21 protein-coding genes are annotated in these 25,341 nt (G+C 68.3%); 1 reads left to right on the top strand and 20 read right to left on the bottom strand.

Annotated features, from left to right (window positions below):
* Positions 1 to 7 precede the first annotated feature (7 nt).
* The 3 genes from AC1RJ5_RS21950 to AC1RJ5_RS21940 form a co-directional block, all read right to left on the bottom strand.
* Complete coding sequence (locus AC1RJ5_RS21950) at positions 8 to 979, bottom strand: poly(ethylene terephthalate) hydrolase family protein (RefSeq protein WP_493115716.1); 972 nt, start codon at positions 977 to 979, stop codon at positions 8 to 10.
* A 334-nt stretch (positions 980 to 1,313) separates the two neighbouring features.
* The gene (locus AC1RJ5_RS21945; RefSeq protein ID WP_269575874.1) at positions 1,314 to 2,471 is read right to left on the bottom strand and encodes a DUF1501 domain-containing protein; all 1,158 of its coding nucleotides are present in this window, start codon (positions 2,469 to 2,471) and stop codon (positions 1,314 to 1,316) included.
* A gap of 4 nt (positions 2,472 to 2,475) precedes the next feature.
* Positions 2,476 to 4,011, bottom strand: coding sequence for a DUF1800 domain-containing protein (locus tag AC1RJ5_RS21940; RefSeq protein ID WP_493115715.1), 1,536 nt, complete (start codon positions 4,009 to 4,011; stop codon positions 2,476 to 2,478).
* A 227-nt stretch (positions 4,012 to 4,238) separates the two neighbouring features.
* On the opposite strand from AC1RJ5_RS21940, the gene AC1RJ5_RS21935 reads away from it, so the two are divergent.
* Positions 4,239 to 4,514, top strand: a complete 276-nt coding sequence (locus AC1RJ5_RS21935; RefSeq protein ID WP_493115713.1) for a hypothetical protein — start codon at positions 4,239 to 4,241, stop codon at positions 4,512 to 4,514.
* Positions 4,515 to 4,579: 65 nt separating this feature from the next.
* Here the strand turns inward: AC1RJ5_RS21935 and AC1RJ5_RS21930 are convergent, their stop codons facing one another.
* The 17 genes from AC1RJ5_RS21930 to AC1RJ5_RS21850 form a co-directional block, all read right to left on the bottom strand.
* On the bottom strand, positions 4,580 to 5,746 hold the full coding sequence (locus AC1RJ5_RS21930) for a deoxyguanosinetriphosphate triphosphohydrolase (protein WP_342250587.1): 1,167 nt from the start codon (positions 5,744 to 5,746) through the stop codon (positions 4,580 to 4,582).
* Between the two features lie 144 nt (positions 5,747 to 5,890).
* The gene (locus AC1RJ5_RS21925) at positions 5,891 to 7,792 is read right to left on the bottom strand and encodes an SPOR domain-containing protein (RefSeq protein ID WP_493115710.1); all 1,902 of its coding nucleotides are present in this window, start codon (positions 7,790 to 7,792) and stop codon (positions 5,891 to 5,893) included.
* Between the two features lie 89 nt (positions 7,793 to 7,881).
* The gene (gene ftsZ / locus AC1RJ5_RS21920) at positions 7,882 to 9,411 is read right to left on the bottom strand and encodes a cell division protein FtsZ (RefSeq protein ID WP_269575878.1); all 1,530 of its coding nucleotides are present in this window, start codon (positions 9,409 to 9,411) and stop codon (positions 7,882 to 7,884) included.
* A gap of 115 nt (positions 9,412 to 9,526) precedes the next feature.
* On the bottom strand, positions 9,527 to 10,789 hold the full coding sequence (gene ftsA, locus AC1RJ5_RS21915) for a cell division protein FtsA (protein WP_184171050.1): 1,263 nt from the start codon (positions 10,787 to 10,789) through the stop codon (positions 9,527 to 9,529).
* Positions 10,790 to 10,871: 82 nt separating this feature from the next.
* Positions 10,872 to 11,765: a cell division protein FtsQ/DivIB gene (locus tag AC1RJ5_RS21910; RefSeq protein ID WP_184171047.1), complete on the bottom strand. Its 894-nt coding sequence runs from the start codon at positions 11,763 to 11,765 to the stop codon at positions 10,872 to 10,874.
* Positions 11,762 to 12,685, bottom strand: a complete 924-nt coding sequence (locus AC1RJ5_RS21905) for a D-alanine--D-alanine ligase (protein ID WP_493115707.1) — start codon at positions 12,683 to 12,685, stop codon at positions 11,762 to 11,764. Before AC1RJ5_RS21905 ends, AC1RJ5_RS21910 begins: the two co-directional genes overlap by 4 nt.
* Complete coding sequence (locus tag AC1RJ5_RS21900) at positions 12,682 to 13,191, bottom strand: DUF4262 domain-containing protein (RefSeq protein ID WP_269575881.1); 510 nt, start codon at positions 13,189 to 13,191, stop codon at positions 12,682 to 12,684. The genes AC1RJ5_RS21905 and AC1RJ5_RS21900 overlap by 4 nt, the downstream gene beginning before the upstream one ends.
* Complete coding sequence (murB, locus tag AC1RJ5_RS21895) at positions 13,188 to 14,132, bottom strand: UDP-N-acetylmuramate dehydrogenase (RefSeq protein ID WP_493115705.1); 945 nt, start codon at positions 14,130 to 14,132, stop codon at positions 13,188 to 13,190. The genes AC1RJ5_RS21900 and murB overlap by 4 nt, the downstream gene beginning before the upstream one ends.
* Positions 14,087 to 15,493, bottom strand: coding sequence for a UDP-N-acetylmuramate--L-alanine ligase (murC, locus tag AC1RJ5_RS21890; RefSeq protein ID WP_493115703.1), 1,407 nt, complete (start codon positions 15,491 to 15,493; stop codon positions 14,087 to 14,089). Before murC ends, murB begins: the two co-directional genes overlap by 46 nt.
* Positions 15,490 to 16,641 (bottom strand): undecaprenyldiphospho-muramoylpentapeptide beta-N-acetylglucosaminyltransferase, encoded by a 1,152-nt coding sequence (gene murG, locus AC1RJ5_RS21885; protein WP_493115701.1) that lies wholly within the window; start codon positions 16,639 to 16,641, stop codon positions 15,490 to 15,492. Before murG ends, murC begins: the two co-directional genes overlap by 4 nt.
* Entirely contained in the window at positions 16,638 to 17,867 is a 1,230-nt protein-coding gene (locus AC1RJ5_RS21880) for an FtsW/RodA/SpoVE family cell cycle protein (protein WP_260396327.1), read from the bottom strand. The genes murG and AC1RJ5_RS21880 overlap by 4 nt, the downstream gene beginning before the upstream one ends.
* Positions 17,864 to 19,204, bottom strand: a complete 1,341-nt coding sequence (murD, locus tag AC1RJ5_RS21875) for a UDP-N-acetylmuramoyl-L-alanine--D-glutamate ligase (protein WP_493115699.1) — start codon at positions 19,202 to 19,204, stop codon at positions 17,864 to 17,866. The genes AC1RJ5_RS21880 and murD overlap by 4 nt, the downstream gene beginning before the upstream one ends.
* Positions 19,201 to 20,271, bottom strand: coding sequence for a phospho-N-acetylmuramoyl-pentapeptide-transferase (gene mraY / locus AC1RJ5_RS21870; RefSeq protein WP_184171033.1), 1,071 nt, complete (start codon positions 20,269 to 20,271; stop codon positions 19,201 to 19,203). The genes murD and mraY overlap by 4 nt, the downstream gene beginning before the upstream one ends.
* Complete coding sequence (locus AC1RJ5_RS21865; protein WP_493115697.1) at positions 20,271 to 21,644, bottom strand: UDP-N-acetylmuramoyl-tripeptide--D-alanyl-D-alanine ligase; 1,374 nt, start codon at positions 21,642 to 21,644, stop codon at positions 20,271 to 20,273. The genes mraY and AC1RJ5_RS21865 overlap by 1 nt, the downstream gene beginning before the upstream one ends.
* A complete protein-coding gene (locus tag AC1RJ5_RS21860; RefSeq protein ID WP_493115695.1) occupies positions 21,641 to 23,059 on the bottom strand; it encodes a UDP-N-acetylmuramoyl-L-alanyl-D-glutamate--2,6-diaminopimelate ligase in 1,419 nt (472 codons plus the stop codon). Before AC1RJ5_RS21860 ends, AC1RJ5_RS21865 begins: the two co-directional genes overlap by 4 nt.
* Entirely contained in the window at positions 23,056 to 24,771 is a 1,716-nt protein-coding gene (locus tag AC1RJ5_RS21855) for a peptidoglycan D,D-transpeptidase FtsI family protein (protein WP_269575888.1), read from the bottom strand. Before AC1RJ5_RS21855 ends, AC1RJ5_RS21860 begins: the two co-directional genes overlap by 4 nt.
* The gene (locus AC1RJ5_RS21850) at positions 24,768 to 25,340 is read right to left on the bottom strand and encodes a hypothetical protein (protein ID WP_184171021.1); all 573 of its coding nucleotides are present in this window, start codon (positions 25,338 to 25,340) and stop codon (positions 24,768 to 24,770) included. Before AC1RJ5_RS21850 ends, AC1RJ5_RS21855 begins: the two co-directional genes overlap by 4 nt.
* Between the last annotated feature and the right edge of the window lies 1 nt (position 25,341).

Genomic DNA, 25,341 nt, shown 5'->3' with positions numbered 1-25,341 from the left:
AGGGCGATCAGGGAATGTTGGAGACCCGTCCCTGCCAGGCATTCGCGGTGAAAAACTCACCCGTCCCGGACTTGAACGCGGCCCCCGCCACGGCATCCCCCTTCAGCTGCCAGGCAAGCCAGGCCGTCGGATAGCCCAGATAGCCGTACACGCCATTGGCGCAGGCCTTGAGGAAACCGAGCAGGCCGCAACCCGGCGTGCCGGTGATGTCGTTATGGTTGGCGCCCTTCAGCAGCCCCTTGGCCTTGAGCATCGTGGAAGGCGTGGCGTTGTACCAGGCGGTCTGCGAGTTGAGCTGGGTGCCGCCGCTCTGCGTATCCGGCGCGATCAGGCTGTCGGCGGTGCCGCTGACATAGAAGATCGACCCCGATCCGCCGGTCAGCGTCGGCGTGAGCAGGCAATTGTCCGCCGGATTGCACCAGTTCTGGTTCGGCAGCTCGAACGTCACCGTGGTCTTGATCACGCCGCCCGAGTGGAACATCGCATTGGCGGCGCCGGACGCCCCCTGCGAATGCCCCGCCGCGCCGACATGCGCGAAATCGATGCGCTGGTAGAAGGGGCTGGCCGGGTTGGTATCCTGCGCCTGCATATAGGCGAGCGAATCCAGGACGGTGTTGCCATAGCCGGTCTGCTGGTCGCGTGTCGCCACCACGACGAAGCCCCAGCTCGCGAGATGCTTCAGCCAGTTGGGATAATTGTCCGCGGTGGAGCCGGTGCCGTTGGCCCACAGCACCAGCGGCAGGCGGGTGTTCAGCGAGGCGATGTTGGTCGGATAGAAGACATCGCACTGGTTGCCCTTGGAATCGCAGGCGACGGTGGAGCGCGTCTGGGTCGTCGCATAGGCGCCATTGGCGTAATATTGCGTCTCGACCGGACCGGTCGGCGCGTTGGGGACGGACTGCGCGGCCGCGGGCATGGCCGCCGCCAATGCGGTGGCCGAAACCAGCGTGATGCATATCGCTCGGGATAGTCGCTTCATCTGCCTCTCCTTGCGTTTATCGTTTTCTCCTTCGAACCGTATCGGTGGTGGCGAATGGTGCCGGGCCGAAGGGTTCGGCCGCGCGGAGTGGCGAGCAAAAGCTGGTTTTCGCGTATGGCGCACCGGCCCCCTGGGCTTCGATGCAGTGATATCCTCTCCCGATCCAGGTCTCCGCCGGTGACCAAAGGCTAGCCGCACATTTACATGCAATCAAGAATGTATGTAAGTTAAAGCGCTGCCAGACAGCCGCTAGCCCGCTCGGCCGTAGCCGACCGAACCCAAAGCACTTCATGCGAGAGAAGAGCGCCCGCCGGATCTCCGGCGAGCCGCCGGTTCAGGCGCGCAGCAGGTCCTGCAACGGCCTGGCCATCTGCACATCGGGAAACAGCTTGCGCGCCGCGGTCTGCGGCGACAGGTCGAAATGGGTGGCCAGCGTCGAGCCGATCACCGCGTCTAGCCCCAGCGTCGGCTTGAGGTCGCGGCTTTCATAGAGCGCCGCATCCGCCAGGCCCGGCCAGTCGGCAAGCACCCTGCCCCCGTTGACCGCGCCGCCCATCAGCATCGCGACCGAACCGGTGCCGTGATCGGTACCCTGGGTGCCGTTGACCTTCACCGTGCGGCCGAACTCGGTGGCGACCAGCACCACCGTGTTGCTCCACAGCGGCCCCAGCCCCGTCCTGAGCGCGCCGATCATCTGGTCGAGCCCGTTGAGCTGGCCCTGCAGCCGCCCCTTCTGCCCGGCATGGGTGTCCCAGCCGCCGGTCTCGATCATCGCGATGCGCGACCCGCCCGGCGCCGCGAGCATCTTCGCGGTGAGCGTGCCGGTGTCGGCAGCGTTCTTGCCGTTGTTCGAAGCCAGGTCGCCGGTCAGCATGCGAGTGGCGGTCGCCTGCTCCCAGATGCCGTGAAGCTGGGCGTCGCCCTGGTACATCTGGCTCACCCGGGCGAGCAGATCGTCCGAAGCGTCGGGCAGTGACGAGGGCGCATAGCTCGCCACCTCCACCGGCCCGCGCAGCGCCATCGGCACGGTCGCGGCCAACGCGATCGCCTTGTCGTCGGCGGGCAGCATGGTCAGCAGCCGGTTCAGCCAGCCGTCCTTGAGCTGATAGGCCGAGGTACCGCCGGTCTCGAGCACGTTCTGCCCATCGAAATGCGAGCGGTCGCGATAGGGCGAGGCGACGGCATGGAGGAACAGCGCCTGCTTGGCGCCGTACAGGCCCATCACATTCTTCATCGCCGGATGCAGCGCGAACATGTCGTTGAGCTTCGGCGCCGCCGCGAACTCCTCCGCCAGCGCCCCACGCTGCCCGGCATAGGCAGGATCGCCCACCGGCGCGACGGTATGCAGGCCATCCGCCGCACCGCGCTGGATGATGAAGACGAAGCGCCGGTCGGTCGCCGCGCGGGCAAAGGCGATGCGCGAGCCGAAGGCGGTGGCGAGCATGGCGGAAGCGCCCAGGCCCACGAAGTTGCGACGGGAAAGTGCGGTCATCGGATCACCTCCGCATGAATTCGGGCGAGACGAGCATCAGGGCGAGGCCCTGGCCCGGGCTCTCGGCACGCGCGATCGACTGCGTGGTCGAGGGGGTAAGCGTGCCGGGGAACAGTTCGGCGGCGCGGGCGCGGGCGTCGATCGTATCCTTGGCGCGGGCGGCCATGCGCTCGGCCGCCTCGACCCGGCGCATCACCGCGTCCGGCCCGGCCCAGGCACCGGCGACATCGTCCCAGCCCGCCGGCGATCCCGGCTTCCAGGTCGGCTGGCCGAGCTGGCCCATCAGGCCGTTCACCGCCTGGGGCTGGACCTGCTGCGTGCCGAGCGCGCGCATCGCCGAAATCGACCATTCCCAGGGCGACTTGAACTTGGCCGGCGTCGGCGACCAGCACTCCGGCGAGGCGATCAGCGCGCGGTACACGGTCGGCAGGTCGCCGCCCGAGGACAGGAAAGCCTTTTGCAGCCGCGCGACCAGCGGCGCAGGCGGATCGTCGCTGGCGAAATGGCGGGCGAGCTTGGTGGCGATATGCTTCGCCGTCGCCGGATGGGTGGCGAGATAGTCGAGCACTTCGCTCGCCTGCTCTTCGCCTTGCGCGCTCCATTGCCTGCCCAGGATCGTGCGGGTGCCCGGCTCGTGCATCCGGTCGGCGAACAGGAAGCTGCCCGGCTGGCCATCTACGGCACCGACATAGCGCGCGCCGGGCCCACGCCCGATACCCGCCACGGTGAAGCCGGTCATCGCCCGGGCAAATTCGGTGACGTCCGCCTGGGTGTAGACGCTGCGCACGCCGAGCGTGTGGAGCTCCATGATCTCCCGCGCCAGATTCTCGTTGAGGCCGCTGCGCCGCCCGCGCTGGCGCTGCGCCACTGCGCTGTTGGGGCCGACCGACACCGCCTGGTCGAGATAGAGCAGCATCGCCGGATGGCGCTCGACCGCGTTGAGCATGTCACCGAACTTGCCCATCACATGCGGGCGGATCGCCTCGAACTCCATCGTGCCCGAAAGACCGACCAGCTCGAGCTTGTCGGCGGAGACGGCGAAATGGTTCGCCCAGAAATGGACGAGCCGCTCGGCGAAGGGCGTCGGCGAGGTGATTGCGGTCAGCGCCCGGGCCGAGACCATGCCGACATAGGCCTGTTGCTGCACCCGCCGCGCTTCGCGCCGGGCGATCATCGCGGCATCCTCGCCCTGATAGACGGGCTTGGCTGCCGGGCCGCCCTGCATCGCCGGTGCCGCCGCCTGCATGTCCTGCATCGCCATGCCCTCGGCCATCGCCGGCTGCGCGCCGGCTGGTTTGGCGGGCGCCGCGGCAGCGGGTCTCGGCTTGGGGTTTTCCAGCCGGAGGAGCCGCTGGCGCTCATAGAAATCGGCAAGCTCGCTTGCGACCTGCGCGCTGGAAGCCTGGGCGGCGATCGCCTGGGGTCGCGGGTCGAAGGCTGCGATCTGCCCGGCGAGCCATTTGCGGGGATCGCTCCCTACATCCTCGCCCGGCCTGGCGCCGAGCCCGAAGCGGTTTCGCGCGATACTGGCGTCCGACATGCGACTCCCCTGTAACGGTATTTCTCCGGAATACGTCCCAAGTGTCGCAGAAGTTTGCCAGGCTTTCGGCTCGTCGCCTGCATGCACCGTTTCATCGGTTGCGTTTTCTGCAACTGGGCCCAACTTCCTTTGCGATTGATGCTTTTGCTGCGTCGCAACATAACTCGGCGCAAGAACAGAACATATTGGATGCTGATCTGGCTTCTTTATCAATAAGGAGAAAGATCGTGACGAAGTTCCTTTTCGCGGCTGTCGCCGCCACTCTCGCCTTCACCGCCCCCGCCGCGATCGCCGGCGAGCGCAGCTTCACCCATGAAGGCGTGACCTACACCTATTCGGTCACCAGCAAGGACAAGGTCCAGGTGCTCGAAGGCCGCACCAACAAGGGTGGCGAATTCCGCCTGAACGTGAAGAACGGCTGGGTCGACGGTTACGTCAACGACACCCGCGTCTCGTTCCGCGCGCCGAAGGACAAGAGCGGCGCGGTCCTGGCCGCACGCTGAGCTAGCCCCCTCCCTCTGGGGCTGAAGAAAGGCCGGGGCGGCAACGCTCCGGCCTTTTCTTGTGTTCAGAACCCTTCGGGCAGGTCGATCGTGCCGACCAGCTGCTTGTAGCGGGCGATGGCGTAGCGATCGGTCATGCCGGCGATGAAGTCGGCGATGTGGCGGCTGCGCGCGGGTTCCGCCTCGGGCAGCGCCCCGGCCCATTCGGCCGGCATCAGCGCGGGATCGTCGCGATAGGTGGCGAACAGCCCTGCCACCACTTTATGCGCCGCGTCCGCCGCGGCGAGCTGGCTCGGATGGTGGTAGAGATTGGCGTACATGAAGCGCTTCAGCCCGCGCTCCGCCTCTCGCATCCCGTCGGAGAAATGGGCGAGCACCCGCCCCGCCGCGCGCACGTCCGCCACCGTCTCGACACCGCTCTCGGCGATGCGCTTGCGGGTCGCGTCGATCAGGTCGTTGACCATCAGCCCGATCTGCGCGCGGATCAGCTCGCTGATCAGCCGCCGCCGCTCGCAGCCGGGGAACTTGGCTTCCACCTGCCGCCAGCCCTCGGCGACCATCGGCAGCTCGAACAGCTGGTCGAGCTGGAGCAGCCCGGCCCGCAGCCCATCATCGATGTCGTGATTGTCATAGGCGATATCGTCGGCGATCGCGGCGACCTGCGCCTCGAGCGAGGCCCAGCTCTCCAGCTCGAGCGGGAACGCCGCATCCGCCTCTGCCAGCGCCCACTCCGGGTGCGCGATCGGGCCGTTATGCTTGGCCAGCCCCTCCAGCGTGTCCCAGGTCAGGTTGAGCCCGTCCCAGGCCGGATAGGGCCGTTCGATCGTGGTCAGGGTGCGCAGTGTGTTGCCGTTATGGTCGAACCCGCCCTGCCCGGCCAGCGCCTCGCCCAGCGCCTTCTCGCCGGCATGGCCGAAGGGCGGATGGCCGATGTCGTGCGCCAGGCACAAAGCCTCGGTCAGGTCCTCGTTGAGCCCGAGCGTCCGCGCGATCGCCCGGCCGATCTGCGCGACCTCCAGGCTATGGGTGAGCCGCACCCGGAAATGGTCGCCGTCGGGCGCCATGAACACCTGGGTCTTGTGGCGCAGCCGCCGGAAGCTGATCGAGTGGATGATCCGGTCGCGGTCGCGCTGAAAGGCGTCGCGCGGGCCCCGGGCGGTGCCGCCGGGCTCGGGATGGAGACGGCCGCGGCTGGCTTCAGGCGTGGAGGCCCAGGAGGAAATCGCTTTCACGCGGGTGCCCTAACAGTCCAGATCTCTCCCGTCATGCTGAACTTGTTTCAGCATCCAAATCTCCCCACGCGATACCGCTTGAGGCACGTTGGACCCTGAAACAGGTTCAGGGTGACGAAGTATTGGAGCAAGCCGAACGTCCGATCACAGCGCCAATTTCGTCACCTTCTGCCCGGCCTCGCTGGTGAAGACGAAGCCCGAGACGCCTTCCTTGCCCAGCGCGTTGACAAAGGCCTGTGCCTCGGCGCTGGTCTTGAACGGGCCGGCGAGCACGCGGTTGGTGGCGCGCAGCGGCGTCGTCCAGGCGCCCTTGCCCTTCATCAGCGCCGGCGCCTTGGCGACCACGCCCTTCCACGCCTTGGCCAGCGTATCCGGGTTGGCGCCGCCGGCGACCTGCACCCAGATGCGGCTCGGATCGGTCTTGGCCGGATCCGGCTTCTTGGGTTCGGGCTTCTTCGCCTTGGCGTCCTTGGGATCGGGCTTGCCGCCCTTCTTCGCGTCCTCGGGCGACGTCTTGGCCTTGGGATCGGGCTTGGCCTTGGGGTCCGGCTTCTTGGGATCGGGCTTGGCAACGACCGGCTCGGGCTTGGGCTTCACCGGCGGCACCGGCTTCGCCTCGGCAACGCGCACCGGAGCGGGTTCGGGCGCGGCGGCGGGCACCGGATCGGTCGGCGTCGCGGTGACGGTCGCGAGTTCCTCGGCCGGAATGGTGATCCCGCCGACGATCGCGGCGAGCACCGAATCCTCCTGCCCCACCTTGGCCGGGCCCGGCGGCGTGGGCTCGGGGCGCGGCGGCTGCCGCACGGGCTGCACCACCGGCTCGGCTTTGGCGAGCGTGACCGGGGCGGGCGCCGGTGTCGGCGTGGGCACCGCGGGGGTCGGCGCAGGCGCCGGGCGGACAGGCGCCGGCGAGGCAGCAGCCATCCGCACCGGCGCAGGCGTGGGCGTGGGACGAACCGGCGCCGGCACCGGCCGCTCGCTGGTCTCGCTCGGCTCCTCCTCGCGCTTCGGCTGCGGGATCGGCTGCACGATCTCGGCCGGCGGCGCCACGAAGCGCGGCGGCGGCGGCAGGTTCTCGTCCGCCACCGGCTGCTGCACCGGCGCGGGCACCGGACGCGCCGCGGCGACGGCGGCAAGCTTCTCATCACGCTCGCGATCCCTGCGCGAGCGGCGGTCCCTGCCCTTGGGCTCGGGCGCGGGCGCCACCGGCTGGGCGACCGCGGCCATCTGCACCGGGCGCGGCGCCGGCACATAGCGCGGCAGGTCAGGCGCCATCCGGGCATCGGCAAGCCGCGCCTGGGTCGGCGAAAGCTCGCCGAAATGCACGGCAAAGGCACGGTCCGCCGGGTTCAACCCGCCAAGCCGGCGGAAGAACGGGATCAGCGACTGGCCCATGGTGCCCGGCATCATGCTCGAGGCGATCTTCTCCGCCCCCGCCGTGTCGCCGTTCATCGCCAGGATGAAGGCGCGCGCACGCCAGGCGGCACGATCGCTGCGGCGGAGCAGCGGATCGAGCACGCGCATCGCCTCGTCCTTATCGCCGGTGATACCCAGCGACAGCGCATAGCGGCGGATCGTCTCGGCATCGTCGCGGTTGCCGGCGAGCGCGAGCTTGTAGTCGCGCTGGGCGAGCAGCGGCTGGCCGAGCAGGTCATAGGCGAAGCCGCGATCACTGGCGTAGCTGCGCGGCTCCAGCCCGTGCGCCTCGGCCGCCTGGAACAGGCGCAGCGCCTCGCCCGGCCGCTCGAGCCGGACCAGCACCATCGCACGGCCCGCCGAAATGCGCGGATCAGTGGGGCTGATCACTTCGGCCCGCTGGAAAAAGGCAAGCGCAGCGGAGGTATCGCCCAGCCGCGCGCTGGTCATGCCGGCATCGACCAGCGTCGTCAGGTCGCGCGGATCGCTGGCGAGCATGCGGATGTCATTGGCCAGCCGGTCCGCATCGGGATTGGCCTGGGCGACGACTTCGGTCTGGGCGAAGGCGGGCATGGCCTGCGCGGCCGCAAAGGCCAGCGCAGCGATGCCGATAAAGCGATTCCGGTTCATGTCCCCGCCACCTGCGCGCAATTGCGCTGAACCGCCAATGACGGCGCCGGCACGGTTCGCCGAAGCGAGACCGGCCGGCGACGAATGGCTTACTGGTTGTTCTGGCTGCGCAGGAAGCGCGGAATGTCGAGCGGATCCTTGTCCGCATCGTCATCCGACTTGGAGGCACCGCGCGAGGCCATCGCCATGCGCTCGAACAGCGTGCCGCCGCTCTTCTTCGCCGGCTTCTCGACCAGCGGCGAGGCTTCTTCCTCGTCCCCGCCGGTCAGCCAGCGGCGGCGCGTGGTCGGCGTCGCGGCAGGCTCGTCGATCGGGGCGACGGGCGCTTCGGGCACCAGGCTGTCGGCACCGAGGACCAGTTCGTCCTCATCCTTGCCGTCATCGACCCAGTTAGACTGGACCGGCGCGGCCGGCTGCGGCTCGGGCTCATAGGCTTCGGGCACCGGCGGCGAGAGCGACACGGGCTCCTCGGCGACGGGCTCATAGGCCTCGGGAACCGGCGGTGCGAGCGGTGCTTCCTCGGCGACCGGCTCTGGCGCAGCTTCGGGCTCCGGCGCGGCGGCAGGCGCCGGGTCGGCCGTGGTGCGGCGCGGAGTCGAGAAGGAGAAGACGCGCGGCTGCTCGGCGGCGCGCGGCGCGGCCACCGGCTGCGCTTCCGCATCGATGCCGGTCGCGACGACCGAGACGCGGATCTTGCCCTCGAGCTCCGGATTGAAGGCCGAGCCCCAGATGATGTTCGCGTCCGGATCGACCAGCTCGCGGATATGATTGGCGGCTTCGTCGACTTCGAGCAGGCGCATGTCCTCGCCGCCGGTGATAGAGACGATCACGCCCTTGGCGCCGTTCATGCTCACGCCGTCCAGCAGCGGATTGGCGATCGCCTTCTGCGCGGCGATGAGCGCGCGGTCGTCGCCCTCGGCCTCGCCGGTGCCCATCATCGCCTTGCCCATCTCCTGCATCACCGAACGGACGTCGGCGAAGTCGAGGTTGATGAGGCCCGGCATGACCATCAGGTCGGTGATGCCGCGCACGCCCTGCTGCAGCACCTCGTCGGCCATCTCGAACGCTTCCTTGAAGGTCGTGTTCGCATTGGCGATCAGGAAGAGGTTCTGGTTCGGGATGACGATCAGGGTATCGACGTACTTCTGCAGTTCGTTGATGCCCGCCTCGGCCGAAGCCGCACGGCGCTTGCCCTCGAAGGCGAACGGCCGGGTGACCACGCCCACCGTCAGGATGCCCATGTCGCGGGCCGCCTTGGCGATGACCGGCGCGGCGCCGGTACCGGTGCCGCCGCCCATACCGGCAGCGATGAACACCATGTGGGCGCCCTCAAGCGCCTTCTGGACGTTGTCGATCGTCTCTTCGGCGGCGGCGCGGCCGATCTCGGGACGGCTGCCGGCACCCAGGCCCTGGGTGATCTTGGCGCCGAGCTGGATGCGGTGGCCCGCGCTCGACTGCTTGAGCGCCTGCGCATCGGTGTTGGCGACAATGAAGTCGACGCCCTGCACGTCCGCGCGGATCATGTTCGCGATCGCGTTGCCGCCCGCGCCGCCCACACCGACTACGGTGATCTTGGGGGTCAGCTCGTCCACGTCGGGCGGAAGGAAATCGATACTCATCGCCTTAGTCTCCCTGCGTCCGGGTGGCCTGTCACGAACGCGTAATCTGTCGCCCGTTCTGCACGAACGCGGAGGGCGACTCTAGAGGGAACGCGAAGTTACCAACGCATTTCTTCTAATAATTTGCCCGGAATGCCGCGATTAGCCGCTGGAACAGGGCTCCCGGGTTGGTCCGGGTGACCATCTGGTGCCGACTGGGCTCCAGCGTGCGCAGGTCGATCGGGTTGGCCGCGGCGAAGCGCGCCAGGCCCGCCAGCGTGGCGAAGGCCGGGCCGGCATGCGCTTCCGGCAGCGCCACCAGCCCCTTGGGCCGGCCGACGCGCACCGCGCTGCCCAGGAACTGCTGGGCGTAATCGGCGACGCCCTTCAGCTCGGCACCGCCGCCGGTCAGGACGATCTGGCGGCCGGCCGGATCCTCGAAGCTCAGCTTCTTCAGCTCCTTCTGGATCTCGCCCATCAGCCGCTCCAGCCGCTTGCGGATGATCGCGTTGAGCTGCGCCTTGGTGATGCGCGGGCCTTCGGTGCCGTCATCGGGGATCGCCGGCACGACATCGATCATCTCGTGATTGTCGCGCGGGCTCAGGTTCGCCGAGCCATGGAAGCACTTGGTGCGCTCGGCCCAGGCACGCGCGGTACCGAAGGACGAGGCGATATCGTCGGTGATGTCGGCCGAGCCCATCGGGATCGAGGCGAGGCCCGAAAGCACGCCCTGCGAGAAGACCGAGACATTGGTCACGCCCGCGCCGATCTCGACCAGCGCGACACCGAGCTCGCGCTCCTCGTCGGTCAGGCAGGCCAGCCCCGTCGCCACCGGCGCGGCGATGATCGAGCGGACTTCGAGATGCGCCGAGCGGACGCAGTGATCGAGATTGCGCACCGGCGCGCCGTCGGTCGCGACGACATGGATGTCGACGCCCAGGCGCTCGGCATGCAGCCCGAGGGGACGGCGCACGCCGGCAAGGCCGTCGACCGTGTAGCGGGTCGGCTGGGCGTGGAGCACCATCTTGCCCTGCGGGTCGATCGCGTCGCGGCCGGCGCGGAGCAGCTCGTCGATGTCGTTCTGCTCGATGCGGTGGCCGCCGAGATCCGATTCAAGCCGGACGATGTCCGAGATCAGGCCACCGGCGGAGAAGCTCACCCACACGTCTTCGATGTTCTGGCCGGCGATGCGCTCGGCCTGCTCCACCGCTTCGCGGATGGCGAGTTCGGTCGCGTGCATGTCGGCGACATAGCCGCGCTTGACGCCTCGGCTCTCGCGCTGGCCGGTGCCGAGCACCACCAAAGTGCCGTCGTCGGACCGCTGCGCGATCAGCGCCGAGACCTTGGACGACCCCACGTCCAATGCCGTGATCAGCCCTTCCGGTGCTACCTTCGCCATCTGCCCCTCATTCGAAAAAACGCTTAATACTCAATTCACCATATGAATCAGGATTTTGCCCTGATTACAACTACGGTGTTACTCATAATCCCGTCGCGGGCGGCGCGCCGATCGCGGCGGGCCGGCGGACGACCAGATTATCGGGGTCGCGCATGTCGAACCCCAGGTTTCCGCGGCCGAGCAGCCGATACGCCCCATCCTTCTCGGCGAAGGTCTTGAGCGCGTCCTTCGCTTCCTTGTCGCCCTCGGGCAGCTGGAGCTTCTCGCCGGTATCGAAGATGATATCCCAGCGGCGATTGCCCACCCAGGTGGCGGCGCGGACCAGCGGCTTGAGCGCCGGCGCGCTGTCCATCAGGTCGCGGCGCGCGGGCTCCTGGTTGTTGGCGCCGTCGCCGATCAGCAGCGGCAGGTCCGGCATCGCTTCGCGCGACACCGGCTCCAGCGGCACGCCGGTCGGGTCGATCAGCATCAGCTGGCCATGGTTCTGCCAGATCGCCGCGGGCTCGCGCTCGACGATGTCGATCAGCAGCTTGTCGGGCAGCCGACGTGAAACACGCGCATCCTTGATCCAGGGATAGGCAAGCAGCTTGGCACGGACCTGGCCAAGGTCGACCAGCGGCATCGCGCGCGAATTCTGGTCGAGCACCTGCTGGTACACGGTCATGCGGTTCATCCGCTTGAGCCCGTTGATCTGGATCGTGTCCACCCGCAGCCCGGCATCGCCCACAGCCTGCGCGGCCCCCGTGCCGATGATCTGCGGGATGCCGAACCAGGTCGCGACGGTGATCGCGCCGATCCCGAAGATGCCGACAATCCCCCAGGTCGCCATGCGCGTGAGCGTCGCCTGGTCGAACGGCAGCGCGGCCAGCGCCTGGTCCATCAGGCCCGGCTGCTTCTTGCGCGGCTGCTGCTTGCGTTTCGCTACCGGCTTCGCCCCGCGACGGGTGGCCGTCCGCTTGGCGGGCTGCCGGCTCATCCGCTCAAGGCCTCGTCGACGATGCGCTGGCACAGCTCGGGATAGGAGATGCCCAGGTGGCGCGCCTGCTCGGGCACCAGGCTCAGCGGCGTCATGCCCGGCTGGGTATTCACCTCGAGCAGGAACAGCCCCTCGATCCCCATGCTGTCGTCCCAGCGGAAATCCGAGCGCGAGGTGCCCTTGCAGCCGAGCAGCTTATGCGCCTCGAGCGCGATGCGCTTGCACGCCTCGGTGATCTCGTCGGGGATCTGCGCCGGATAGACATGCTCGGTCAGCCCGTCGGTGTACTTGGCGTCGTAATCATAGAAGCCGCTCTTGGGCTTGAGCTCGGTCACGCCCAGCGCCTCGCCCGCGAGCACCGCCGTGGTCAGCTCGCGCCCGCGGATGAACGGCTCGGCGAGCAGCTCGTCGAACTCCTGCCACGGCCCCCGCGCGTCCGGCGCGATCGGGTTGCCGTAATTGCCTTCCTGGGTGACGATCGCCACGCCCACCGACGAACCCTCGTTCACCGGCTTCAGCACATAGGGGCGCGGCAGCGGGTCCTCGCGGTGGAGGTCCTCGGTCTTGACCATCCGTCCGCCGGGCATCGGGATGCCGTGCGGCACCAGCGCCTGCTTGGTAAGCTGCTTGTCGATCGCGATCACCGAGGTGACCAGCCCGGAATGCGTGTAGCGCACGCCCATCAGGTCGAGCATGCCCTGCACCGTGCCGTCCTCGCCCGGCGTGCCATGCAGCGCGTTGAACACCACATCGGGCTTCGCCTCGGCGATCTTCAGGGCGACGTCGCGATCCATGTCGATCCGCGTGACCTTGTGGCCCAGCCCCTCCAGCGCGTCGGCGATGCCCGCGCCGGACATCAGCGACACCTCGCGCTCGGCCGACCAGCCCCCCATCAATACGGCAATGTGAAGGGTGGTCACGAATTCATGCTCCGTTCGTAAAGTGCAGGCTGCAGGTCGCGCGTCTCCTGGCTGCAACCTTCATCCCAGGGGAAGAGTCCGTCCTGCGCCCCAGGCCAGACGATCTGCACGGCGCGATCGAGCATGCGGCCGCTCCGGCGCTTCTCATACCATATCGCCGAATTGAAATGTTCGCGGGTGATGCGATCCGGGAGAACCTCACGGGCAATCACGCGATGCCCCGCCAGCACCCCCTCGATCGCGGCGCCATCACTCAGCACCAGACCCCGACGACACAGGTCAAGCAGGATGTTGATCATCGGGTGACACAGGTCTCCGCCGAGGCCGAACACGATCACCTCGGGCTGGTTCACGGTCTCGATGAAGCCCGTCGAATAGGTGAACGGCGGCTCCCACACCTCATTCGCAGGCGAGAAAACCGAAGTGTTATGGCACCCATGATCGCGCACGTTCGCGATGATCCTGCGCTCATAGTCGGTGAGGCGGCGCAGCTTGTCGAAGATCACTCCGCCCTCCCTATCCGCTGGATTTCCCATTCCAACTCCACACCCGACTGCGCCTTCACCCTGGCGCGGACGTCCTCGCCCAGCGCCTCGATGTCGGCCGACGAAGCATTGCCCAGATTGAGCAGGAAATTGCAGTGTTTTTCGCTGACCTGCGCATCGCCGCGCATCAGGCCTCGGCAACCGGCCGCGTCGATCAGCGCCCAGGCCTTGTGCCCGTCCGGGTTCTTGAAGGTCGAGCCGCCGGTCTTGGAGCGCAGCGGCTGCGACTCCTCGCGCGCCGCCGCGATGCGGTCCATCTCTGCCTGGATCACCGCCGGTTCCTCGCCATGCCCGCGGAAGGTCGCCGAGATCACGATCGCGCCCTCGGGCAGCGCGCTGTGCCGATAGGTATAGCCGAGATCCGCCAGCGCCAGCACCCGGCGCTCGCCCGATCGCAGCACGACCTCGCATTCGACCAGCACGTCCTTGACCTCGCGGCCATAGGCGCCGCCGTTCATCCGCACGAACCCGCCGACCGTGCCGGGGATCGAGCGCAGGAACTCCACCCCGCCGATCCCGGCATCGCGCGCCTTCGAAGAAACCAGAATGCCCGAAGCCCCGCCGCCGCAGCGCAGGGTCGTCGCATCGAGCTGTTCGACCCCGGCAAAGGCCTTGCCCAGCCGCACGACCACGCCCGGCACGCCGCCGTCGCGCACGATCATGTTCGAGCCCAGCCCGAGCCCCATCACCGGCACGTCGGAATCGAGCCCGGCGAGGAAATCGGCCAGATCCCCGGCATCGGCCGGCTCGAACAGCCACTCGGCCGCGCCGCCGCTCTTGAACCAGACGAGCGGCGCCAGCGGCGCATCCGCAGTCAGTTTTCCGCGCACGGGAGGGAGCGCGGCAGCCGCCTGGTTCACGCCCGCGCTTCCTCGATCGCGCCGGCCAGGTTCGCCGCCCATTTCGTGATGTCGCCCGCGCCCAGGCAGATCACCATGTCCTTGGGCTGCACCACGCCCGCAAGCGCCTGCGCCAGCCCGTCCTCATTCTCCACCGCCGCGACCGAGCGATGCCCGCGCCGCTGGACATTCTCGACCAGCGCCTCGGCGCTCACGCCCTCGAGCGGCAGCTCGCCCGCCGCATAGACCGGGGTGACATAGACCATGTCGGCGTCGTTGAACGCCTGGGCGAACTCGTCCATCAGGTTCTTGAGGCGCGTGAAGCGATGCGGCTGGACGACCGCGATCACCCTGCCCTCGGCGCTCTCGCGCGCCGCCGCCAGCACCGCGCGGATCTCCACCGGGTGATGGCCGTAATCATCGATGATCGTCGCCCCGTTCACTTCGCCGACCTTGGTGAAGCGGCGCTTCACCCCGCCGAACTTGGCGAAGCCCTGCTGGATCGTCGCATCGGGAATGCCCAGCTCGAGCGCCACGCCGATCGCGGCCAGCGCGTTCTGGACGTTGTGGCGGCCCGGCATCGGCAGCTCGATCCCCTCGATCGAGCGGGTGGTGCCGTCGCGGTTGCGGATGATCGCCTCGAAGCGGTTGCCACCATGATGCGGCGTCACATTGACGCCGCGCACATCGGCCGAAGCCGCGAAACCATAGGTCACGATCCGCCGGTCGCGCACGCGCGGGATGATCGCCTGCACTTCGGGATGATCGAGGCACAGCAGGGCCGCGCCGTAGAAGGGCACATTCTCGACGAACTCGACGAACGCATCCTTCACCGCATCGAACGAGCCATAATGGTCGAGATGCTCGGGATCGATATTGGTGACGATCGCATAGGTGCCGTCGAGCCGCAGGAAGCTGCCGTCGCTCTCATCGGCCTCGACCACCATCCACTCGCTGTCGCCCAGCCGCGCGTTCGAGCCGTACTGGTTGATGATGCCGCCATTGATCACGGTCGGGTCCACCCCGCCGGCATCGAGCAGTGCCGCGACCATCGAGGTCGTGGTGGTCTTGCCATGCGTACCCGCCACCGCGACGGTGGACTTCAGCCGCATCAGCTCGGCGAGCATCTCGGCCCGGCGCACCACGGGGATACGGCGCTGATAGGCAGCTTCCACCTCGGGATTGGTCCGCACGATCGCAGTGGAGACCACCACCACCGCGGCGTCGCCCAGATTCTCGGCATTGTGCCCGATCGTCACCGGGATGCCGCGGCTGCGCAGCCCCTGCACGACATAGCCCTCGGCCACGTCCGAACCCTGCACCGAATAGCCGAGATTGTGCATCACCTCGGCAATGCCCGACATGCCGATGCCGCCGATACCGACGAAATGGATGGTACCGATGTCCTTTGCGACACCCTTCATGCGAACGCTGGCCTTCCCTGCATGGAGATGCGCTGGCCCTTGATCGGGGCCTCCGGCGCATCGATGGATTCTACGAGATCGGCGAGATCGCGCGTAGCGTTGGGACGGCCCACGCTGCGCGCCCGCGCCGCTGCATTCTCAAGCCCGACCGTGTCGAGCCCGAGCTTCTGGATCTGCTTGGCGAGTTCCGCCGCGGTGAAGCCCTTTTGCGAGATCGTCCTCGCGCCGCCAGCAGCGGTGATCTCGCGGGCATTGGCGGTCTGGTGATCGTCGGTCGCGCTGGGCAGCGGCACCAGGATCGCCGGACGCCCCGCAGCGGTCAGCTCGGCAATGGTCGAGGCACCCGCCCGCGCGATCACGATATGCGCCCAGGCCAGCGCTTCGGGCATGTCGGTGATATAGGTCGAGACATCCGCCGGGATGCCGTGGTTCTGGTACTTGGCGCGCACCGTCTCGATATCCTCGACGCGTGCCTGGTGCGTCACCTGCAGGCGGCGGCGGAAATGGACGGGCAGCAGCGCAAGCCCATCGGGCACCACCTGGCTCAGCACGGTCGCACCCTGGCTGCCGCCGGTCACGAGCACGCGGAAGATGCCGTCCTCCTCGAGCAGCGGGTACGGACGGTTGCGCAGGTTGAGTACCGCCTCGCGCACCGGGTTGCCGACGAGATGCGCCTTGGCCTGCCAGCCCGGCTTCATCCGATCGACCTGCTCGTACGACGTCGCAATCGCATCGACGCGTCCCGCAACGAAACGGTTCACCCGGCCGAGCACCGCATTCTGCTCATGGATGATCGTCGGCACGCCGGCCCGGAACGCCGCGAGCAGCGAGGGCAGCGCGGGATAGCCGCCGAACCCGATCACCGCCGAAGGCTGGATTTCCTTGTAGAGCCGCAGCGCCATCGAGCGCCCGGCCATGATCTTGCCCGCCGCGCGGATATAGCCGAGCGGCCCGCCGCCCAGCCGTCCGGCCGGCAGCACATGTGTCTCGACGCCGTCGAACAGGCCCGGGAAGCGCACGCCACGGTCGTCGCTCACCAGCGCCACATGATGGCCCCGCTCGGCCAGTTCCGCTGCCAGGGCGGCAGCGGGCACCATATGCCCACCGGTGCCGCCGGCTGCGAGGACATAGCTTCGGGACTGACTCATGCGTTGGTGCTCCAGCGGCCGGTATAGGGCGAGCGCTTCAGATACGGGTTTCGCCGCGTGAAGGCGAGAAGCAACCCATAGCCGATCGCCAGCGCGATCATCGACGATCCGCCATAGGAAATGAAGGGCAGCGTCATGCCCTTGGACGGGGCGATGCCGGTGTTCACCGCCATGTTGATCAGCGATTGCACGCCGAACTGGGCCGCCAGCCCCGCCGCGGCGAGCAGGCGGAAGGCGTCTTCCTCGTCGAGCAGCTTCATCAGCACGCGGATCACGATAGCGAGATACAGCAGCGCGATCACGATGCAGGCGATCAGCCCGAACTCCTCGCCGATCACCGAGAAGATATAGTCGGTATGCCCTTCCGGCAGCTTGAACTTCATGATGCCGTTGCCGGGCCCGCGCCCGAGCAGCCCGCCGGCGGTCAGCGTGTCATGCGCCATCTCCACCTGGTAGCGCTCGGCAAGGGCGGCGTCCTTGGTGGGAAACAGGAAGTTGTCGATGCGGGTGCGCGCCGTGCCGTAGAACAGATAGGCCGCGATCACGCCGGCGACGGCGGTGCCGAACAGCCCGGCAATCGCCGCCGGGGAAATGCCCGAGATCATCAGCAGGATGATCCACACGCTGGCGAACACGATCGTCTGGCCGAAGTCCGGTTGCAGCATCAGCAGCACGCCGATCAGCGCGGTCAGCCCGCCGGTGACGAACAGCACCGGCAGCTGCGGATCCTTGGCGCGGAAGCTCAGCATCCAGGCGGTCGCAACGATGAACAGCGGCTTGAGGAACTCGGAAGGCTGGAATTCGGAGATGCCGACGCCGATCCAGCGCTTGGCGCCGTTCACCTCGTGCCCGATGATCGGCACCAGCGCGAGGCAGGCGAGGAATATCGCCGCCCCGATCAGCGCAAGCCGCCTGGCAAGCGTGACCGGCAGCATCGACACGGTGACGAGCACCGGCACGCAGATGCACACCCACACCAGCTGTCGCCAGAAATAATACATCGGCGCCATCACATGGCTGGCGTCCGAATAGCGGCGCGCGGTCGCGGGCGAGGCCGCGGCAACCGCGACCAGACCGATCGCGATCAGCAGCAGCGCCAGCGTGAGCAGCACGCGGTCGACTTCCCAGAACCACATGCCGGCGCGCGTCTTGCTCGCGCGGCCGAGTTGTGGCGAGCCGCGGCGGCGGGCCTCGGGCTCCGCTTCCTGCGGCATCGTGTCGTTCATCCCAGTGCCTCCACCGCGTCGCGGAAGGCCTGGCCCCGGGCTTCATAGTCCTTGAACTGGTCGAACGACGCGCAGGCGGGCGACAGCAGCACCACTTCGCCCGGCTGGGCATTGGCGGCGGCGGCCTTCACCGCGACATCGAGCGTGCCCGATCGCTCGACCGGCATCTCGCCTTCGAGCAGCTTCGCGAACATCTCGCCCGCATCGCCGATCGTGTACGCCTTCACTACATGGCTGAAGCCCGGCCGGCAGGCATCGAGATCGTCGGTCTTCGCCTTGCCGCCCAGGATCCAGTGGATCTTCGGATAGGCCGAGAGCGCCGGCGCGGTGGAATCCGCGTTGGTCGCCTTGCTGTCGTTGACGAACAGCACGCCGTTCACGGTCTTCACCCGCTCCATGCGGTGCGGCAGGCCGGGGAAGCTCTCCAGCCCCTTGTCGATCGCGGCCTGCTCGATGCCGAGCGCCTGGCAGGCGGCGATGGCGGCGAGCGCGTTCTGGGCGTTGTGCGGGCCCTGCAGGGCCGGCCAGCGCGACTGGTCCATGCAGATGCCCGGCGCGATCCGGGTCAGGTCCTCGCTGCGGCCCGCGGCGGCAACCTGCTGCGCAATGGCCGCCGAGGGCTCGTCACCGATGCCGATGATCGCGGCATGCCCCTTGGCCTGCATCGCGAACAGCCGCGCCTTCGATGCCGCATAGGCCAGAAACCCGTCATAGCGGTCGAGATGGTCGGGGGTGATATTGAGCAGCACCGCGACGTCGCAGTCGAGGCTGTGGGTCAGGTCGATCTGGTAGCTCGAAAGCTCCAGCACATAGACGCCGCCTTCGGGAAGCGGGTCCTGCCCCAGGATCGGCAGCCCGATATTGCCGCCCATCCGCGTCGGGATGCCGGCGGTCTCGATGATATGGTGGATCAGCGCCGTGGTGGTCGACTTGCCGTTGGTCCCGGTGATCCCGACCACGCGGTGCGCGGGCATCTCGGCACGGGCTTCGGCGAACAGCTCGATGTCGCCGATGATGGGGACGCCGGCTTCCGCCGCCTTCGCCGCGATCGGATGCGTATTCAGCGGCACGCCCGGAGAAACGGCGACGCCGGCAAAGCCCGCGAGATCGATCTCCAGCGGATCAGCAATCTCAAGCCCCTCCCCTTCAGGGGAGGGGTTGGGGTGGGGCAGCGTCTCACCGAGACCGGAAGCCAATTTGGCCCGCGCCGCCTCATTGCTGTCCCAGGCCACAACTTCCGCCCCGCTCGCCAGCAGGGCATGCACCGTCGCCGCGCCCGAGCGCGCAAGCCCGAGCACCGCATAGCGTTTGCCGCGCCAGGACGTGCTGGTGATCACCGCAGCTTAAGCGTCGCGAGGCCCGCCAGCGCCAGCACGAAGGCGATGATCCAGAAGCGGATCACGACCGTCGGCTCCGACCAGCCGAGCTGCTCGAAATGGTGGTGGATCGGCGCCATCCGGAAGATGCGCTTGCCGGTGCGCTTGTAGAAGAACACCTGGATGATGACGCTGAGCGCCTCCATCACGAACAGGCCGCCGATGATGCCGAGCACCAGCTCGTGGTGCGTGGTCACGGCGATCGTGCCGAGCGCGCCGCCGAGCGCGAGGCTGCCGGTATCGCCCATGAACACCGCCGCCGGGGGCGCGTTGAACCACAGGAAGGCGAGCCCTGCGCCGACCATCGCGCCGCAGAAGATCGCCAGGTCGCCGGCGCCGGGCACGTGCGGGATGCCGAGATAGACGGCGTAGATCTTGTTGCCCGCCAGGTAGGCGATCAGCATGAACGCCATGCTGGCGATCACCACCGGCATCGTCGCCAGGCCGTCGAGCCCGTCGGTCAGGTTCACCGCATTGCCGAACGCGACGATCACGAAGGCGGCGAAGGCGATGTAGAAATAGCTGATGTCGGGGTGGAAGCTGCTGAAGAAGGGCACGTAGAGCTGGGTGCCGTTCTGCGAGCAGATGATCGCCGCGGCGATGCCCGCGATCGCGAACTCGCCGATCAGCCGCACCTTGCCCGATACGCCCGCGGTCTTCTGCTTCCGCACCTTGTCATAGTCGTCGAGGAAGCCGATCATGCCGAAGCCGAAGGTGACGAACATGCAGGCCCAGACATAGGGGTTCTTCAGGTCCATCCACAGCAGCAGCGACAGCATCAGGCTGGTCAGGATCATCAGGCCGCCCATGGTCGGCGTGCCGCGCTTGGCGAGGTGGCTCTGCGGGCCGTCGTCGCGGATCGGCTGCCCCTTGCCCTGGCGGACGCGCAGCCAGCCGATGAACTTCGGGCCGATGACAAGGCCGATCAGCAGCGCCGTCGCCACCGCGCCGCCGGTGCGGAACGACAAATAACGGAACAGGTTGAACACGCCGGGGAAGCCGAGCAGCTCTGCGATCCAGTACAACATCAGGCAGGTGCCCTTTCCGCCAACGCCGCAACGACCGACCCGAGCCGCACGCCGTTAGAGCCTTTTATGAGAACGGCGTCCCCGGCCTGGAGCATGTCATCGAGCCTGCCCAGCGCGGTCGCCGCGTCGGGCACATGGACGAAATCGACCGCGCCCTCAAGCGCCTGTGCGAGCGGCGCCATCGCTTCACCGACCAGAATGACGGTTTCGACGCCCGCCGCCTCGATCGGGCCCGACAATTCGGCGTGGAAGGCATCCGAATGCTCGCCCAGCTCGCGCATCTCGCCGAGCACCGCCAGCTTGCGGCCCGGCTCCTGCGCCAGCACCGCCAGCGTCGCGCGCATCGAGGCGGGATTGGCGTTGTAGCTCTCGTCGATCACCAGCGCGGTGCCGCCGCGCACCGGCACATTGAGCCGCGCCCCGCGCCCGGCCAGCCCGCCCAGCTCGGCAAGCGCGAGGCCCGCCAGCTCGAGGTCCGCGCCCACCGCATCGACCGCGGCGAGGATCGCCATCGCATTGGAGACCCAGTGCGCCCCCGGCTGCGACAAAGTGAAGCTCAGCTCGCGCTGCCCGAAGCGCGCGGTGACGAAGGTGCCCCCCGTCCGCGTCCGCATCGTCTCGACCGCGCGGTAATCCGCGCCCTCGCCCAGCCCGAAGGTGACGATCTTCGCCGCGTAGGGCCTGGCAGCCTCGATCAGCCGCTCGCGGTGCGGGCTGTCGAACGGCACGATCGCGGTGCCGCCCGGCTCCAGCCCCTGGAAGATCTCGCCCTTGGCGTCGGCGATCGCTTCCTCGCTGGCGAAGAAGCCCATATGCGCCGGCGCGATCGTGGTGACGATGGCGACATGCGGCCGCACCAGCCGGGTCAGCGCCGCCAGCTCGCCCGCGTGGTTCATCCCCATCTCGAACACGCCATAGCGCGTGTTCCGCGGCATCCGCGCCAGGCTCAGCGGCACGCCGGTATGGTTGTTGTAGCTCTTGACCGAGCGATGCGCCTCGCCCGGGGCATTGCGCTCGAGCGCCGCGAACAGCGCCTCCTTGGTCCCGGTCTTGCCGACCGAGCCGGTGACCCCGATCACCTTGCCCTGCATCCGCGCCCGCGACGCCACGCCCAGCGCGTCGAGCGCCGCGACCGTGTCCGCCACCAGCACGTGCGGGAACGCAGTCGCCTGCGACACCACCGCGCCCGCCGCCCCCTGGGCAAAGGTCTGGTCGAGGAATTTGTGCCCGTCGGTGGTCTCGCCCTTGAGCGCGAGGAACAGATCCCCCTGCCCCACTTCGCGCGAGTCAAAGGCAACGCCCGAGACTTCGAAGTCCGCCGAAGCCGTGCCGCCGGTCGCCCCGGCGATCTCGTCTGCGGTCCACAGCCTCACGCCGCGCTCTCCCGCGCCACGCTGACATCGTCGAACGGCAGCACCATGTCGCCGACGATCTGGCCCTGCTCATGTCCCTTGCCGGCGACCAGCACGATGTCCTCGCTGCCCGCCATGTCGATCGCCGCCTTGATCGCTTCGCGGCGCCCGCCGATCTCGATCGCCCCCGGCGCCCCTTCGAGCACCTGGGCGCGGATCGCCGCCGGATCCTCGGAGCGCGGATTGTCGTCGGTGACGATCACCACGTCCGCGCCGGCCGTCGCCGCCTGCCCCATCGGCGCGCGCTTGCCGGTATCGCGGTCGCCGCCCGCGCCGAACACGATGATCAGCCTGCCCCTGGTATGCGGCTTGAGCGCCGCGATCGCCGCCTCCAGCGCATCCGGGGTATGCGCGTAATCGACATAGACCGGCGCGCCGACCTTGGTGATCACCGCGCGCTCGAGCCGTCCGCGCACCGGCTGCAGCCGGCTGAGATCGCTCAGCGTCTGCGCCACGTCCCCGCCAGTCGCCACCACCAGCCCGGCCGCGACCAGCGCATTGGCCGCCTGGTACGCGCCGATCAGCGGCAAATTCACCTTGTAGGTCTGGCCCTCGGCCTCGATCGTCAGTCCCTGGCCGAGCAGGGTCGGCTCGCGGCCCACCAGCCGCAGCGTCGAGCCATGCTCGCCCACCGTGACCAGCCTGTTGCCCCGCTGCCGCGCCAGATCCTCGATCCGCGGCGCATTGGGATCGTCCGCCCACACCACCGCGGTGCCGCCGTCCAGGTCGAGCACATCGGCGAACAGCCGCATCTTGGCGTGGAAATAGGTTTCCATGTCGCCGTGATAGTCGAGGTGGTCGCGGCTGAGGTTGGTGAACGCCGCCGCCTTCACCGGCAGCCCCTCGGTCCGGTATTGCGAGAGCCCGTGCGACGAAGCCTCGAACGCGACATGGCTCACGCCCTCGCGCGCCAGCCCGGCGACGTTGGAGAGGAAGGTCACGATATCCGGCGTGGTCAGGCCCGTCGAAACCGTGTCATCCGCCGTGGTCACCCCCAGCGTGCCGATCGAGGCGGCATGGAAGCCGCGCATCCGCCACAGCTGCCGGGTCATCTCGACGGTCGAGGTCTTGCCGTTGGTCCCGGTCACCGCCACCGCGGTCCCCGGGAACGGCGCGAAGAACGCCGCCGCCAGCCGGGCGAACTTCTCGCGCGGATTGTCGTCGGCGATATGCAACACGCCTTCCACCTTCGCACCCGGCCGGGCGACGATGGCGACGGCACCGGCCTTCACGGCATCGGCGATGAAGTCCTCGCCGTTGAAGCGCGCCCCTTCGAACGCGCCGAATATGGTTCCGGGGGCGACCTTGCGATGGTCGATGGCAAATCCGGTGACGACGGCGTCTTCCCCGCCTCCCGTCAGCGCGCCCAGTTTCATTCGGGATCCTTCTTGTCGGCGTCCGGCCCCGCCCAGATCAGCGGCAACAGCTCGCGCTCGTCAATATCGCGGTTCGCATCCGGCACCACGCCCAGCAGCGAGCCGGTGCGCCCCACCACCCGCGCGACGACGGGCGCCACGGTCCAGGCGGCGGTCGTGCGGTACACGCCGATCGAGGGGTTGGACTTGGGCGAATCGAGCATTGCGATCATGACATAGCGCGGCGCGTCGATCGGGAAAGCCGCCGCAAACGTCGAAACGTTGCGACTCTTGTCATAACCACCGCCGGCGGCCGCCTCCGCCGTGCCGGTCTTGCCGCCGATGCGGAAGCCCGGGGCCTCGCCCTTGCGGCCGGTGCCCTTGAGCACGATCAGCCGCAGCAGCTGGCGCATCCGGTCGCTGGTCTCCTGCTTGAGCACGCGCTTGCCCTGGGGCGGATGCGCCGCATCCACCTTGCGCAGCGTCGCCGGATACAGGATCCCGCCATTCACCATCGCCGCATAGGCCGTGGCGAGATGCAGCGGCGTCACCGCGATGCCGTGGCCATAGGCGGTGGTCATCACCGTGATCCGCCCCCAGCTCGCCGGCCAGAGCGGCTTGGCGCTCGCGTCGAGCTCGATCTTCGGCCGCTGGTCGAATTCGAAGCGGCGGAAGATCTCCTGCATCTTCGCCGCGCCCAGCTCGTCGGCGATGCGCGCGGTGGCGATGTTCGACGAATAGATCAGCGTCTCGGGGATGTTGAGCCAGCGGAACTGCTCGTCGCCCGGATCGTCATGGATCTTGAAGCGGCCCACCTGCAGCGGCACCGTCGCATCGAAGCGGCGCGCCATCGAGGTGATCGTGCCGGTGTCGATCGCGGCCGCCACGGCGATCGGCTTGAAGGTCGATCCCAGCTCATAGACGCTCTGCGTCACATTGTTGCGCGGCGGCGGCCCGTCGATCGCATTGGGATTGAAGGCCGGCAGCGAAGTCATTGCAATCACTTCGCCGGTCTGCACGTCCAGGATCACGCCGGCGGCGCCGCGCGCCTGCAGCTGCGTCATCGCCGTGCCGAGTTCATTCTCCAGCGCCGCCTGCACGCGCAGGTCGAGCGAGAGCGCCACCGGCTGGCCGCGCCGCGCCGGATCGCTCAGCTGCGCATCGAGCACCCGCTCCATGCCGTAGCGGCCATGGCCGGTGCTATCGATATAGCCGAGCACGTGCGCCGCCAGGGTCGATTGCGGATAGAGCCGGTCGTTCTCGCGCTGGAACTCGATCGCCGGCTGGCCCAGCTCGTTCACCTGGGCAACCAGCTCGGGCATCGCCCGGCGCTTCAGGAACGCGAAGCTGCTGCCCGATTTGAGGATCGCGAAATACTTCTCGGCGCTCTGCTCGGGGATCAGCTCGGCCAGCTTCTTGGCAAGCTCGGCCTTGTCGCCGATCACCTGGTTCGGGTGGATCGCGATCGTCCAGCTGTCGATCGAGCGGGCCAGCGGCGCGCCCCTGCGGTCGGTGATGTCGCCGCGCGGCGGCACCAGGCTGGTCGCGATCTCGCGCGCCGTCGCCGGCTCGGCCCATACCGCCAGGAAGGCCAGCTTGCCGATCACCACCAGCATGCCGAAGCCGAACAGGATCGACAGGATCATCAACCGCACCTGGGCGGTGGCGACAAGCGCCTGACGGGCATCGCCCGTACGGCCCTTGCGGGCCGGCGGGGCGACGACGACGATCAACGGAGTGCCAGCTTCTCGCGCTGCGCAAGCTTCTTCAGGTCGTCGATGGTAGAGGTGCTGAGCACGCCCTTGTCCACCATCGCCACTGCGCGCTTGTCAGCCTTCTTCATGAGGTCGTGAAGTTCCCGGTCCTGCTGCGCCACGCTCTTGCCCGAAACGGCCTGGGCCGGCGCAGGCGTCGCCTGCACCGGAGCCGCCGCTGCCGTCGCCACTGCTGCGGCAGGCTGAGCCGAAGGCGCGCCGGTCGGAACGATCAGCGCGGCGTTCTGCATCTGGGCGGGCTGGTCGAGACTGGCCAGCGCCGTCTCGCTCGCCAGATACTGGCCGGACGTCGGCGCGGCAAGCGCCAGCACGTCGCCGTTCCAGCGCTCGATCTGGGCCAGGTTGGCCCGCGTCTGGAACTCGGTTTCCAGCCCGCGAATGTCCTTCTGCGCCTGCAGGATCGCGATCTTCATCGCGTTGAGCCGGGCCTGCTCGGCCGCACCGTGCGAATTGACCATGTAGCACGCCGGCGCCACCACAACGGCGCAGAGGAGCCACCCCAGTCCCTTGAAGCTCTGAACGGCCATC

The organism is Sphingomonas sp. GW822-FHT03G08 (assembly GCF_058801135.1).
The sequence above is the reverse complement of the archived record's forward strand: the minus strand, read 5'-3'. Positions and strand labels throughout refer to the sequence as shown.

Coding starts and splice junctions, on each gene's coding strand:
- murB (WP_493115705.1), bottom strand. CDS start 14,132: ATGGGCGGCGAACCTGGCCGGCGCGATCGAGGAAGCGCGGGCGTGAAC.
- ftsZ (WP_269575878.1), bottom strand. CDS start 9,411: ATGAGTATCGATTTCCTTCCGCCCGACGTGGACGAGCTGACCCCCAAG.
- AC1RJ5_RS21945 (WP_269575874.1), bottom strand. CDS start 2,471: ATGACCGCACTTTCCCGTCGCAACTTCGTGGGCCTGGGCGCTTCCGCC.
- AC1RJ5_RS21860 (WP_493115695.1), bottom strand. CDS start 23,059: ATGAAACTGGGCGCGCTGACGGGAGGCGGGGAAGACGCCGTCGTCACC.
- AC1RJ5_RS21850 (WP_184171021.1), bottom strand. CDS start 25,340: ATGGCCGTTCAGAGCTTCAAGGGACTGGGGTGGCTCCTCTGCGCCGTT.
- AC1RJ5_RS21910 (WP_184171047.1), bottom strand. CDS start 11,765: ATGAGCCGGCAGCCCGCCAAGCGGACGGCCACCCGTCGCGGGGCGAAG.
- AC1RJ5_RS21940 (WP_493115715.1), bottom strand. CDS start 4,011: ATGTCGGACGCCAGTATCGCGCGAAACCGCTTCGGGCTCGGCGCCAGG.
- murC (WP_493115703.1), bottom strand. CDS start 15,493: ATGAAGGGTGTCGCAAAGGACATCGGTACCATCCATTTCGTCGGTATC.
- AC1RJ5_RS21925 (WP_493115710.1), bottom strand. CDS start 7,792: ATGAACCGGAATCGCTTTATCGGCATCGCTGCGCTGGCCTTTGCGGCC.
- murG (WP_493115701.1), bottom strand. CDS start 16,641: ATGAGTCAGTCCCGAAGCTATGTCCTCGCAGCCGGCGGCACCGGTGGG.
- ftsA (WP_184171050.1), bottom strand. CDS start 10,789: ATGGCGAAGGTAGCACCGGAAGGGCTGATCACGGCATTGGACGTGGGG.
- AC1RJ5_RS21950 (WP_493115716.1), bottom strand. CDS start 979: ATGAAGCGACTATCCCGAGCGATATGCATCACGCTGGTTTCGGCCACC.
- mraY (WP_184171033.1), bottom strand. CDS start 20,271: ATGTTGTACTGGATCGCAGAGCTGCTCGGCTTCCCCGGCGTGTTCAAC.
- AC1RJ5_RS21880 (WP_260396327.1), bottom strand. CDS start 17,867: ATGAACGACACGATGCCGCAGGAAGCGGAGCCCGAGGCCCGCCGCCGC.